15 protein-coding genes are annotated in these 11,735 nt (G+C 68.3%); 9 read left to right on the top strand and 6 right to left on the bottom strand.

Annotated elements, in window-relative coordinates; genetic code table 11:
- Positions 1-33 precede the first annotated feature (33 nt).
- Positions 34-591 (bottom strand): hypothetical protein, encoded by a 558-nt coding sequence (locus DIZ26_RS25835; RefSeq protein ID WP_157979813.1) that lies wholly within the window; start codon positions 589-591, stop codon positions 34-36.
- On the opposite strand from DIZ26_RS25835, the gene DIZ26_RS25830 reads away from it, so the two are divergent.
- A complete protein-coding gene (locus DIZ26_RS25830; protein WP_157979812.1) occupies positions 569-916 on the top strand; it encodes a hypothetical protein in 348 nt (115 codons plus the stop codon). The genes DIZ26_RS25835 and DIZ26_RS25830 overlap by 23 nt on opposite strands.
- A gap of 343 nt (positions 917-1,259) precedes the next feature.
- Here DIZ26_RS25830 and DIZ26_RS25825 read toward each other — a convergent pair whose 3' ends face one another.
- Together DIZ26_RS25825 and pepN are read right to left on the bottom strand one after the other, a co-directional pair.
- On the bottom strand, positions 1,260-1,790 hold the full coding sequence (locus tag DIZ26_RS25825) for a hypothetical protein (RefSeq protein WP_232828597.1): 531 nt from the start codon (positions 1,788-1,790) through the stop codon (positions 1,260-1,262).
- 92 nt (positions 1,791-1,882) lie between these two features.
- Complete coding sequence (gene pepN, locus DIZ26_RS25820; protein ID WP_112245970.1) at positions 1,883-4,456, bottom strand: aminopeptidase N; 2,574 nt, start codon at positions 4,454-4,456, stop codon at positions 1,883-1,885.
- 172 nt (positions 4,457-4,628) lie between these two features.
- Here pepN and DIZ26_RS25815 point away from each other — a divergent pair, with 172 nt between their 5' ends.
- The 6 genes from DIZ26_RS25815 to DIZ26_RS25790 all read left to right on the top strand — a co-directional run bounded on the left by DIZ26_RS25815 (position 4,629) and on the right by DIZ26_RS25790 (position 9,803).
- Positions 4,629-5,225, top strand: coding sequence for a mycothiol-dependent nitroreductase Rv2466c family protein (locus tag DIZ26_RS25815; RefSeq protein ID WP_112245967.1), 597 nt, complete (start codon positions 4,629-4,631; stop codon positions 5,223-5,225).
- A gap of 186 nt (positions 5,226-5,411) precedes the next feature.
- On the top strand, positions 5,412-6,458 hold the full coding sequence (locus DIZ26_RS25810; RefSeq protein ID WP_112245965.1) for a hypothetical protein: 1,047 nt from the start codon (positions 5,412-5,414) through the stop codon (positions 6,456-6,458).
- Positions 6,459-6,477: 19 nt separating this feature from the next.
- Positions 6,478-6,951, top strand: a complete 474-nt coding sequence (locus tag DIZ26_RS25805; protein ID WP_112245963.1) for a ribose-5-phosphate isomerase — start codon at positions 6,478-6,480, stop codon at positions 6,949-6,951.
- Between the two features lie 147 nt (positions 6,952-7,098).
- Positions 7,099-7,929: an Fpg/Nei family DNA glycosylase gene (locus DIZ26_RS25800; protein WP_112245961.1), complete on the top strand. Its 831-nt coding sequence runs from the start codon at positions 7,099-7,101 to the stop codon at positions 7,927-7,929.
- A 45-nt stretch (positions 7,930-7,974) separates the two neighbouring features.
- The gene (locus tag DIZ26_RS25795) at positions 7,975-9,162 is read left to right on the top strand and encodes a PP2C family protein-serine/threonine phosphatase (RefSeq protein WP_112245959.1); all 1,188 of its coding nucleotides are present in this window, start codon (positions 7,975-7,977) and stop codon (positions 9,160-9,162) included.
- Positions 9,163-9,356: 194 nt separating this feature from the next.
- On the top strand, positions 9,357-9,803 hold the full coding sequence (locus DIZ26_RS25790; RefSeq protein WP_232828596.1) for a hypothetical protein: 447 nt from the start codon (positions 9,357-9,359) through the stop codon (positions 9,801-9,803).
- Positions 9,804-9,815: 12 nt separating this feature from the next.
- Here the strand turns inward: DIZ26_RS25790 and DIZ26_RS25785 are convergent, their stop codons facing one another.
- Genes DIZ26_RS25785 through DIZ26_RS25775 form a run of 3 tightly spaced genes read right to left on the bottom strand, consistent with a single transcriptional unit; the run spans position 9,816 to position 10,984 of the window.
- Positions 9,816-10,196 carry a PIN domain-containing protein gene (locus tag DIZ26_RS25785; protein WP_112245956.1) on the bottom strand — a complete coding sequence of 127 codons (381 nt, stop codon included), beginning with the start codon at positions 10,194-10,196 and terminating at the stop codon, positions 9,816-9,818.
- Complete coding sequence (locus DIZ26_RS25780; protein ID WP_112245953.1) at positions 10,196-10,483, bottom strand: type II toxin -antitoxin system TacA 1-like antitoxin; 288 nt, start codon at positions 10,481-10,483, stop codon at positions 10,196-10,198. Before DIZ26_RS25780 ends, DIZ26_RS25785 begins: the two co-directional genes overlap by 1 nt.
- A gap of 33 nt (positions 10,484-10,516) precedes the next feature.
- Positions 10,517-10,984: a MarR family winged helix-turn-helix transcriptional regulator gene (locus tag DIZ26_RS25775; protein WP_112245950.1), complete on the bottom strand. Its 468-nt coding sequence runs from the start codon at positions 10,982-10,984 to the stop codon at positions 10,517-10,519.
- Between the two features lie 60 nt (positions 10,985-11,044).
- Between DIZ26_RS25775 and DIZ26_RS25770 the strand changes: the two genes are divergently transcribed.
- Both DIZ26_RS25770 and DIZ26_RS25765 read left to right on the top strand, forming a co-directional pair.
- Positions 11,045-11,224 carry a hypothetical protein gene (locus DIZ26_RS25770; RefSeq protein ID WP_112245947.1) on the top strand — a complete coding sequence of 60 codons (180 nt, stop codon included), beginning with the start codon at positions 11,045-11,047 and terminating at the stop codon, positions 11,222-11,224.
- A gap of 47 nt (positions 11,225-11,271) precedes the next feature.
- Positions 11,272-11,709, top strand: coding sequence for a nitroreductase family deazaflavin-dependent oxidoreductase (locus DIZ26_RS25765; RefSeq protein WP_112245944.1), 438 nt, complete (start codon positions 11,272-11,274; stop codon positions 11,707-11,709).
- Positions 11,710-11,735: the final 26 nt, after the last annotated feature.

The raw sequence follows: 11,735 nt of genomic DNA, 5'->3' as shown, positions 1-11,735 counted from the left end.
CAACCTCACGCCCGCGGGCTCGTGAGGCGGGTGTTAGTTGTGGACTGTGGCTGGTTCGTAGGTGGGGCAGGCTGGGAGGGTGCCTACGGCCTTTTGCGTCTTGGGGGATACGCAGAGGGCGTTGGCCGCGTCGGCGGAGCTGACGGGGCCGATGTAGACGATCCAGGTGCCACGGATCGGCTCGAAGCTGCTGTTCGCGAGGCCTGGGTACTGGCCGGAGGCGAGCAGCGCCTTCGCCGGGACGCCCGCGGCGATCAGCTTCGCCGCCAGACCCTTGGCCAGTTGGTCGGCCGCGACGCCCGCGTCCGCCTGGACGGAGTCGACGACGGCGATCCATTGACCGCGGCGGAAGGTCGGCGATTCGGATCCGGTGTTCGGAGTGGCCGGGGGCTTGGCCGTGGTCGCCTTGCTGGTGGCGGTCTTCCCCACCGGCGGCTTGCGGTCCGCCTTGCCGGACGCGAGCGTCGGTCCCGCGTTGTTCGACGGCTGCAGGACCGACGGGGTCGGCTGCGGCTCCGAGCCGGTACGGATGCCGTCGTCGGTCGTCTGGGAGTTACCGTTGGTGAGGATGAACGCAAAGGCAGCAACCATCGCGGCACCACCGACCACGGCAGCACCGATGGCGCTGTGCGACCGGCTCGCCTTGCGCGTCTTGCGCCGACTGGTGCCGTCGCCGGCCGCCCTGCCGTCGCCGAACGCGCTGCCGGTGCCGTCGCCGGACGGTCTGTCGGTGCTCGGCGAGCCGACCCTCTTCCTCCGGCCGGCGCCGTCGCCCTCGCTAGGCGAGCGGCCCGTCGTCTGCTGGCCGGCGCGGTCGCCGTACGAGCGGCTCGTCGCCTTCCGGCCGGCAGCGTCGCTCGATGGACTGCTGGCGCTGTGCTTACTCCTGGCGGCCCGGGTGGGCGGTTTCCGGTGATCCAGGTGTGTCACGACAAAGCCCCTCCCCGGGTTCCGTCGGGCATTCTGATGCCGCTACCTTAATGCCGAAACCCCAGAAAATGAGCCCTGCTCAGGTGTTGAGAATCTCCTTCTGGGCAAAGCATCGCGCCCCGGAACCAACCCACCACAATTGGTGTCCGAACGACCGTTTGAATGTCACCGCGAGCATTTCCACCAACACGCTCCGATTCTTCGGCTCAATGGTGCTCCCTTTCCGCGGCGATTCCACAATGGTGACCAATTAACAGTTAATCGTTAACTATGAGCTGTCAAAGTCGGGCTGAAGATAGTTCAGACGTACGACGCCGGTGCGGGCGCTTTCAGGTGCCGGAGGGGAAGCCGTCGGAGGGTGGGGTGGGGCGGGTGTCGAGGGCGTCGTCCAGCCAGGCTTCTACGTCGACCTCGGCGTTGAGGATGTGGGTGACGTAGGAGGCGCGTTCGTGGGCGAGGACCTCTAGTTCCCACACACACGGGGCCGCGCCGATGGGGGCGGGGCGGAGGTCTTCGACGTCGAAGCCGGAGAAGATGCTGAGGCGGGACTGGAAATCCTTGGCCCAGCTCTGGACGACGAGGTAGACGCCGTCGTCGCCGAGGTGCAGGACGACGACGCCGAGGCCGATGCCGCCCATCGCGTCGTCGAAGTCGAGTTGCCGGGACGCCGCAGTACGGGCCAGGGCGACCATCTGGTCGTCCCAGGAGCGACCGCGGGCCGTGACGACGTACGGCTTGACCAGGCGGTTCGGGTAGCGCCAGGGGAGGAGCGGGGTGATCGGTCGAGGGCGGTATGCCTCGGCCAGTCCGGTCAGAGCGACAGCAGCAGCACCAGCAAGGGCGGGATCAGGGGAAGCCACCCGCACAGTCTCCTAGATCGGAGCTCAGCACACTATCTCCGGTGTACCGAGCTCCGAGCCAAGAACTCTCCAGCACCGCTCCGAGTCGAGGGTTATCCGGCGGCGTCGCAGCGCTGGGCGTCCAGGGCGCGCATCAGGTCGGCGCGGGCCTCGCCGACGTACCGCAGGGTCGGTGCGTCGACCGACTCGGCCTCGGTGTCGAGCCAGCCGGTGAGGGCCTCCAGCGTCGACTCCTCGGGCAGGTTGCGCGGCGACAGGTAGACGAGGACGTTCTCGCCCATCGACGAGCCGAGTCGCGTGTAGACGTCCTTCGCGGCGGTCAGGTACCGACCGACGTACGGGCGCAGCAGTTCCTCCTGGCCCGGCTGCTGGAAGCCCAGGATGGTCCGGAACTGGGTTTCGTTCGGGGTGTCGCCGGCTTCCACCGCGATCCGCCACGCCTCCGCCTTCGCCTCGGCGGTCGGCCGGGCGGCGCGTGCCTGGGCGGCCCGCTCCTGCCCGGTGATGGTGGTGTCGTGGGTCAGCTCGTCGTCGATGCCGTCCGCGTCGATCCGGCCCAGCCGGGCCAGCGCGACGATCAGCGTCCAGCGCAGGTCGGTGTCGACCACCAGCCCGGCCGGCAGGTCGCGACCGTCCAGCCAGCCCGCCAGCCGGTCGGCGCCGGCGGCGGAGAAGACGCCGGTGATGTAGGCCCGCGCGAACGCGAGCTGGTGGTCGCTGCCTGCCTCGGCGCCGTCGACCAGTTCGGCCAGCGTCTGCTCGTACTGCGCGCGCAGGTCGGCCCGGTGCTCGGGCGCCGAGTAGCTGTTGATCGCCGAGGTCGCCTGGCCGAGCAGCGAACGTACGCCGGTCAGGTCGGTCTCGGCCCGGATGCCGCGCAGCACCATGCCGACGTACTGGCTGGCCGGCATCTCGGCGTCGCGGGTCATGTCCCAGGCGGCACCCCAGGCCAGCGCCCGCGCGAGCGAGTCGGACAGCTGGTCGATCGAGTCGACCAGCGTCGCGCGCGACCGCTCGTCGAGCCGGATCTTGGCGTAGGTGAGGTCGTCGTCGTTCAGCAGCACCAGGTCGGGCTGGGTGGCGCCGACCAGCTCGGAGAGTTCGGTGCGCGGACCGTCGATGTCGACCTCGAACCGCTCGGTGCGGACCAGGCCCGCGTCCGTCTTGCGGTACAGGCCGATCGCGAGCCGGTGCGGCCGCAGTACGGGGAAAGCCGCCGCCGCGGTCTGGTCGATCGCGAAGGTCTTGAACGCGCCCGCGTCGTCGACGGTGAAGTCGGCGCGCAGCGTGTTCACCCCGGCGGTCCGCAGCCAGCGCTCGGTCCAGTCGTCCAGGTCGCGCCCGGACGCCTTCTCCAGCGGCTTCAGCAGGTCGGCCAGTTCGGTGTTGCCGAACGCGTGGTCGGCGAAGTACTCCTTCAGTGCCTCGACGAAGGTGTCCTCGCCGACGAACGCGACCAGCTGGCGCAGCGCCGAGGCGCCCTTGGCGTAGGTGATCCCGTCGAAGTTCACCTCGACGGCGTGGAAGTCGACCATGTCCGCGGCGATCGGGTGCGTCGAGGGCAGCTGGTCCTGCCGGTACGCCCAGTTCTTCCGCGCGTTGCAGAAGGTCGTCCAGGCGCCGTTGTACTTCTCGGTCGCGACCACCTGGGCCCAGTGGCTGGCCCACTCGGCGAACGACTCGTTCAGCCACAGGTCGTCCCACCAGGTCATCGTGACCAGGTCGCCGAACCACATGTGCGCGAGCTCGTGCAGGACGGTGTTCGCGCGGCTTTCCAGCTCCGCGTGCGTCGTACGGCTGCGGAAGATGTACTCGTCCCGCAGCGTCACGCAGCCGGCGTTCTCCATCGCGCCCATGTTGTACTCCGGCACGAAGGCCTGGTCGTACTTGTGGAACGGGTACGGCGTACCGAAAGCGCGCTCGAACAGCTCGAAGCCCTGCTTGGTCACCTCGAACAGGTCCTCGGTGTCGAGGTGCTCGGCCAGCGACGGCCGGCACAGCAGGGACAACGGGTACGACCCGTTGGGACCCTCGTAGACGTCGGTGACCACGTGGTACGGACCGGCCACGACAGCAGTGATGTACGTCGAGATGCGCTCGGTCGGCGCGAACTCCCAGCGAGCGAACTCCTCGCCGTTGTCACCCTTGTACGGCGTGGGCTCGGGCGTCGGCGCGTTCGAGATGACGACCCAGCGGGCCGGTGCGGACACGGTGAACGTGAACGGGGCCTTGAGGTCGGGCTGCTCGAACGTGGTGAACACCCGGCGCGCGTCGGGCACCTCGAACTGGGTGTAGAGGTAGGTCTCCTTGTCGGCCGGGTCGACCGAGCGGTGCAGCCCTTCACCGGTACGTGAGTAGGTGCAGTCGGCGACCACGCGCAGCTCGTTGCGCTCGGCGAGGTCGTCCAGCTGGATCCGGGCGCCGTCGTACACGCTGTCCGGGTCGAGGCTCCGGCCGTTCAGGGTCACCTCGCGCACGGACGCGGCGATCAGGTCGGCGAAGGTGCTCGCGCCGGACTCGGCCGCGAAGGTGAGGACGGTCGTCGACGCGAACGTCGGTGCGCCGGCGGCGGCCGTGGTCAGGTCGAGCTCGATCGAGTAGCTCACGTCGCTGATCAGGCCGGCGCGGGTCCGCGCTTCGTTGCGCGTCAGGTTGGTTCCAGGCATGTCGGCATCCTATGCACCTGCCGACGAGCTTCGCCGACGGTTTCCCCCCGACTTGAGCAACGGATACGAAAGCGTTTCCAACGATTGGCCCGACGGTGCCGTGGCACTGCGGTTCGGTGACGGCGCCACGCCTCCCGGTGACCGAGTTGGTTGCACTTTGTACGATCTAGCTATGACCGCCACCGCTGATTTCTGGTTCGATCCGGCCTGCCCCTGGGCCTGGATGACGTCTCGCTGGATGCTCGAGGTCGAGCAGGTCCGGGACGTGCAGACGACCTGGCACGTGATGAGCCTGGCCATCCTGAACGAGGAGCGCGACGAACACGACGAGAACTGGCAGCGCAAACTCGGCATCGTCCGGGTGCTGATCGCCGCCGAGCAGGCGCACGGCAACGAGGTACTCCTGCCGCTCTACACCGCTCTCGGCAACCGGATCCACGTCGAGCACCGCGGCACGAAGTACGCCGATCTGCTGCCCGAGGCACTCGCCGAGGTCGGCCTGCCCGCCAACCTGGTCGAGGCCCAGGACACCGACCGGTACGACGACGCGCTGCGCAAGTCGCACCTGGCCGGCATGGAGCTGGTCGGCATGGAGGTCGGTACGCCGGTCATCGCGGTCGAGGGCTCCGCCTTCTTCGGCCCGGTCGTCACCCCGGCGCCGAAGGGTGAGGCGGCCGGCAAGCTCTGGGACGGGGTCCGGCTCGTGGCCGGCACCGAGGGATTCTTCGAGCTCAAGCGCACCCGCGACCGCGACCCGATCTTCGACTGACAGCGCGTCCGGCCGGCAACGCGTTCGACGGACAGCGCCTCCGGCCGACAGCAGGTTGGGCTCACAGCAGGTTCGGCGGCAGCCGTCAAGACCTGTTCGTTCTGCCGTACAGGGCTTGAACGTTCCACTCGTCGCGGGCGAAGGTTGCTCACCAACAGCTTTCCCCTCTGGTGAGTAGGTTTCGCGATGAAGCTTCTTGGCGACGGCCGGGCCCTGGCAGCGGCGAGTTCGGTCCCGCCGGACGTCGTGGCGGGGATCTCCGTGTTCGACCGGCAGACCGGGCAGTTCACCGAACAGGTGAACGCCGAACTGCAGTTCCGCTCGGCCTCAGTGGTGAAGCTCCTGATCGTGCTGGACTACCTGTGGGACCGCGGACCGGAGTACGAGATCCCTGCCGCCGACAAGGTCCGGCTGGACCCGATGCTGCGCAGCAGCGACGACGACGCGGCGAGCTACTACTGGGATCACCGTGGCGGTGGCGACATCGTCGACCGAATGGTCGAGCGCCTCGGCCTCACCCACACGGCACGGCCGCCCGCGACCCACCCCGGCTTCTGGGGCTACGTCGCGCTGACCGCGGGCGACACCGTTCGGATCTACCGCTACCTGCTCGACGAGGCGCCGCCTGCTGTGCGCGACTACATACTGGGCAACCTGCACCAGGCGACTCGCTACGGCACCGACGGCTTCGACCAGTACTTCGGGATCGCGTCGGTCTTCGACCCCGAGTTCGCCATCAAGCAGGGCTGGTCCGGGTTCATGGGATCGAGCGGCTTCCGATCTGAACGAGCTAAGCCTGAGCAGAACGCGCTCGACCTCACCAGCGAGGCCCTGCACACCACAGGCACCGTGGGGACGGGCGATCGCACGATCGTTGCCGTCTACACGCTGCACCCTGACGGCACGGCGTACGGGAAGGCCTACAGCGACGTAACCCGGTTGACCCGCACGTTGAACGTGCCGGGCGGCGTACCGGCTGCTGGTAGCTGGCTGCCCACCCTTGGCGTCGGCGTGCGAGTGCGAAGTGGGCCGAGCACGTCGAGCGGCATTCTGGGCACCCTGCCGTCGGGTGTGGACGTACTGGTGGGCTGCCAGAAGAAGGGCCAGCTCATCGACGCACCGTCCCGGTCCAGCGAGTGGTGGGCCTACCTCCCGAAGTACGACGGCTACGTCACCAACGTGTACGTCGGCACAGGCGCCCCGAAGCTCCCCGGCGTCCCCGATTGTCAGTAGCACCTGTAAGACTTCGCCCATGCGAGTGCACATCGGCTCTGACCACGCCGGCTTCGAACTGAAGAACCACCTTGTCGAGCACCTCCGAGGTGCCGGGCACGACGTCGTCGACCACGGCCCGGCCGTGTACGACGCCGTCGACGACTACCCGCCGTACTGCCTGCGCACGGCCGAGGCCGTCGTCGCGGACGCGGGGAGTCTCGGCATCGTGATCGGCGGCTCGGGCAACGGCGAGCAGATCGCCGCGAACAAGGTGAAGGGCGTCCGGGCCGCGCTGGCCTGGAGCGCCGACACCGCCAAGCTCAGCCGCGAGCACAACGACGCCAACGTGATCAGCATCGGCGCCCGGATGCACAGCGAACAGGACGCGACCTCGTTCGTCGAGCTGTTCCTGAGCACCGACTACTCCGGCGAGGACCGGCACACCCGCCGGATCAAGATGCTGGACAGTTACGAGGAGACCGGCGAACTGCCGCCCTTGCCGTCCTCCTGAGGTGCCCGGGCCGGCAGCTCCTTGGCCGGCTCGCTGGGGCGGGGCCGGGAGACGTCCCGGGCACGCATCGAGCGGCCGGTACCTACCACCGCCGGGGTGGGCGCACCGCCCCGGCCTTTGCCTGCTGTCACACCCATAAGAGGAATCATGCCCGAAGGTCACACACTGCACCGGCTGGCGAACGACGTCTGGGACGCTTTCGGCGGCCGGGTCGTCCAGGCCTCCAGCCCGCAGGGCCGCTTCGTCGAGGGCGCCGCGCTGCTCAACGGCAAGGTGCTGCGGCAGACAGAGGCCCACGGCAAGCACTTCCTGGCCGAGTTCGACGGGGCCGGCTGGCTGCACATCCACCTCGGCCTGATCGGCAAGGTCGACTTCGGCTCCGCGCCGGTGCCCGACCCGGTCGGCCAGGTCCGGCTCCGGCTGCAGAACAGCACGTCGTACGCCGACCTGCGCGGCGCGACCGTCTGCGAGGTGCTGACCGACGGCGAGCGCGAGACGCTGATCTCCCGGCTCGGCCCGGACCCGCTGCGCGACGACGCCGACCCCGAGCTCGCCTGGAAACGGATCCACCGCAGCAAACTGCCGATCGGCCGGTTGCTGATGAACCAGGAAGTGCTCAGCGGCGTCGGCAACGTGTACCGCGCGGAGGTGCTGTTCCGGGCCAAGCTGCACCCGATGACGGCCGGCAACGTGGTGAAGAAGCGCGAGTGGCAGGGGATGTGGGACGACCTGCTGGAGCTGATGAAGTACGGCGTCGAGACCGGCCGGATCGACACCGTCGCCGACGACCACACCCCCGAGGCGATGGGCCGCGATCCACGCCGCGACGACCACGGTGGCGAGGTCTACGTCTACCGTCGCCAAGGGCAACGATGTCACGTCTGCGACTCGGTGATCCGGACCGAGTTGATGGAGGGCCGCAACCTTTTCTGGTGCCCGAAATGTCAGCGCACCGGGCTGACCCGAAAGAAACTGTGACAACTTGATGCGCGGACCGCACGGTGCCGTTACATTCGTCTCACCATGAGTAGCGGCGCGGATTTCGCTGGCTTGCATCGGGTCCGCCGACAGGCGCGCTCGACGGTCCGCCACGCGCGGCAGTCGCACCTGCTGACCTTTGTCGGTCTGCTGGCGCTGACGATCACTCTCGGCGCTGCCGCGCTCTCGATGCCCTCCTTCATACCCACTTCGATCCTGATCATTCCGCTGCTGCTCGGTGGGTTGCTGCTGAGGTTCCGTCCGCTGGTCACGTTGACGTTGCTGACGCTGGTGCTCGGCTCGTACGTCGTGTCCGAGCGGGCGCAGGGGCTGCCCAAGACCGGGTTCGTCGTGACGCTCGGGCTGGCGGCGTGGATCGTGCTGGCCGGAGCGAAGGTGCGCAGCCGCCTCGGCGTACAGGGCACGCGGGGTGAGTCGATGCTGATCGAGTTGCGGGACACCTTGACGGCGCAGGGGGAGTTGCCGCGGTTGCCGCAGGGGTGGCGGGCCGAGGTGGCGATCAGGTCGGCCGGGGGAGCGTCGTTCTCCGGTGACTTCGTGGTGTCGACGATCCGCGACGGCGAGTTGCTCGAGGTCGCGCTGGTCGATGTGTCCGGCAAGGGAATCGATGCCGGGACGCGCGCGCTGTTGCTGTCCGGCGCCTTCGGTGGACTGCTCGGGGTGGTGCCGGTCGAGGAGTTCCTGCCGGCGGCGAACCATTACCTGCGCAGGCAGGACTGGGACGACGACTTCGCGACCGTCGTCCAGGTCGCGGTCAACCTGGCGACCGGCGACTTCGAAGTACGGACTGCTGGGCATCCGCCGGCGATCCTGTTCGACTCGTGGGCGGGGCGGTGGCAGACCCGGGAGGCCGAGGGGCCGTTGCTGGGGCTGGTCGAGATTCCGGAGTTCAAGGTGAACAAGGGGACGCTGCGGCAGGGCGACGCGTTGTTCCTGTACAGCGACGGGATGGTGGAGACGCCGCACCGCGAGATCGGCCAGGGGACGGACCGGCTCGCCGGGCACGCCGAACGCCTGATCGCCAAGGGTTTCAAAGGCGCCGCCCAGGAACTGGTCGTCCAGATCGGCGGCCGCGGCGACGACTCCGCCATCGTCGTCATCCACCGCCAGATGAACCCCGCCGACCCGGTCACCCCGCCCTGCCTCCCCACCATCCGCCCCACCCTCCGCCGCCGAGGCCACGCCCTTCTCCGCACCCTCCACCTCACCTGACCTCCCAACGCACCGCTTGGCGGCCACGCCCTCCACGCCACCTGACTTCCCAGCGCACCGCTTCGAGGCCACGCCTGCTCCGGCATCGTTCGCCTCACCTGACTTCCCAGCGCACCGCTCGGGGCCACGCCCTCCACTCCACCTGACGTCCCAGGACGCTGTTTCGAGCTGGGGGTGGCGTAGCGTGCTCGGTCGTGGCGATTGATGGGGTGGACGCGGCGGACGAGGATGCGCCGGACGTTTCCTTCGACGAGTTGCTGGCGATGACACCGGAGTCGATGCGCGAGGTGTTCCCGCCGACCCGCTGGCAGTTGGGCAAACTCCTCGCTCTGGACGTGAAGGTGGAGCCGGTGGAGGTCGCCGACCTGCTCTGGATGCTCGACCTGCCACTGTGGCAACTGAACGGCGAACGCTTCAAGGTCACCCCGAACCAGGTCGCCGCCACCCCGATGAACTTCCGCGCCCACTACGAGCGCGTGATGAACGCCGATCTCGACTTCCCGATCCACCTGGTCGCCTACCGCGGCCGCCTGGTCGTCCTCGACGGCATCCATCGCCTCCTCAAGGCGCACTTCCTCCGCCGCCGCTGGATCGAAGGCAAGATCGCCACCGCCGCCCAACTCGCCGAATGTGGCGGCTAGTACGGAACCCGGTCAAACGGTGAAAAGTTGAAGCTTGACGCCGATCGACGAAGCCAGGTGGGCCAGGTCGCCAGGATCGCTGGTGACGACCGCCGCCTGGTGTTGCACGGCCGCGACAACGACGATCGCGTCCACCACATCGGAAGTACCTGAGGACTTGCAGACGACACCGGCAGCGCGACCGATCCGCTGGTCGTCGGGCAGTATGTCGCAGCCCTTGAGCAGCCGGGAGATCTGATGTTGCGGTCCACCGCGCCAAACCTGGGCGAGTACGACGACCGGCACCAGGGGGCGGATGTGCGCAGCGGTCAACTCGTCGTGCAGGGCGAGCAGGTCGGGGGAGCGACGCTCGGCTGCGACCAACGCGCCGGCGTCGTACACGATCGAACGCACTAGCCGGCCGTCTGCCAGTTGTCGTCGTCGAGCAAGCCCGCGTCCATCATGAATTGACGCGCGCGTCGACGGGACTCCTCAGGAAGAGCACCGTTGTCCTTCTCGTACTCCGCAATCAGTTCCTTCGCGGCAACGCGACCTGCAGCGTGAGCGGCCGCGGCCTGAGCCTTCTCCACGGCAGCCTCGGCCAGCCAGGCGGACACGGGCTTGCCCTCTTCGGCTGCCGCCGCCTTGATCGTTTCCTCGACCTCGGGCGGCACCGAGATCGACAGCTTTCGCGCCGTCATGTCTCAAACAATAGCAGCGGTAGGAACGCATTCCTACCGCTGAGGCGGGCTCGTCTCGGTCGACGCCGCCGCGATCACTCGGGTCAGGTTCTTGTGCAGAGACTCGAGCTCGCTCAGGGACATGCCCAGCCGGGCGATGATGGCCGGCGGAATTTTCAGGGCCTCGGTGCGGAGTGCCTGACCGGAGTCGGTGAGGCGGACGGCCAGCGAGCGTTCGTCGCGCGGATCGCGCTGGCGGGTGAGGTAGCCGGCCGACTCCAGCCGCTTCAGGAGTGGGGACAGCGTGCCGGGGTCGAGTTGGAGCAGTCCGCTGAGTTGTTTCACCGACAGCGGTGACTCCTCCCACAAGGCGAGCATCACGAGGTACTGCGGATGGGTCAGCCCCATCGGCTCGAGCAGCGGCCGGTACAGCGCGATCACGCTGCGGGACGCCACCGCCAGCGCGAAGCAGACCTGACGGTCCAGCGCGAGCAGATCGACCTCTTCGGAATTCTCAGCCATGCCCGTATGCTATCAATTGGCGTACAAACAATTGCCACACCAAGCACCAGGGGAGACCTCATGTCCGACAAGAACGCCGGCCTCAGCCTCGCGTACCGTTTCCGCTGGCGCCTGACCTGGCTCCTGCTGCACGTCGCCGGCCCCGCAACCCTCCCTGACCACCTCGACCCCCGCCGCCGCATGGAGCGCGAACGCGCGGCCCGGGTAGCCCGCGCGCGAGCCACCCATCAGGTCGCCTGACCGCGCGTCGGCTTTTGCGTGGTGACATGTCAACCTATGCTGGTGACATGTCAACCGAAACGGAATACGCCCCCAGTCCGACGCCCTTCGTGCGCGACATGGTGGAGCAGATCGAGAAGGCCGGAACGACCGCGGTCATCGAGCACGGCAAGGGTGTCATCCTGCTGACCACGCGCGGCGCCAAGACCGGCAAGATCCGCAAGACCCCGCTGATGCGCGTCGAGCACGACGGCCGGTACGCCGTGGTCGCGTCGCTCGGCGGAGCGCCGAAGCACCCGGTCTGGTACTTCAACGTGAAGGCCGAGCCCAAGGTTCAGCTGATGGACGGCGACGTCACCCGCGACTTCGTGGCCCGCGAACTCGAGGGCGCCGAGCGCGAGCTCTGGTGGGACCGCGCGGTCGAGGCCTGGCCCGACTACGCCAACTACCAGACCAAGACCGACCGTCTGATCCCGGTCTTCGTGCTGGAGCCGGTCGACGCCTGAGCGGCCACCGGCCACGGACATTTCGG

This window comes from Kribbella monticola, assembly GCF_003261635.1.
GTDB lineage: Bacteria > Actinomycetota > Actinomycetes > Propionibacteriales > Kribbellaceae > Kribbella > Kribbella monticola.
The sequence above is the reverse complement of the archived record's forward strand: the minus strand, read 5'-3'. Positions and strand labels throughout refer to the sequence as shown.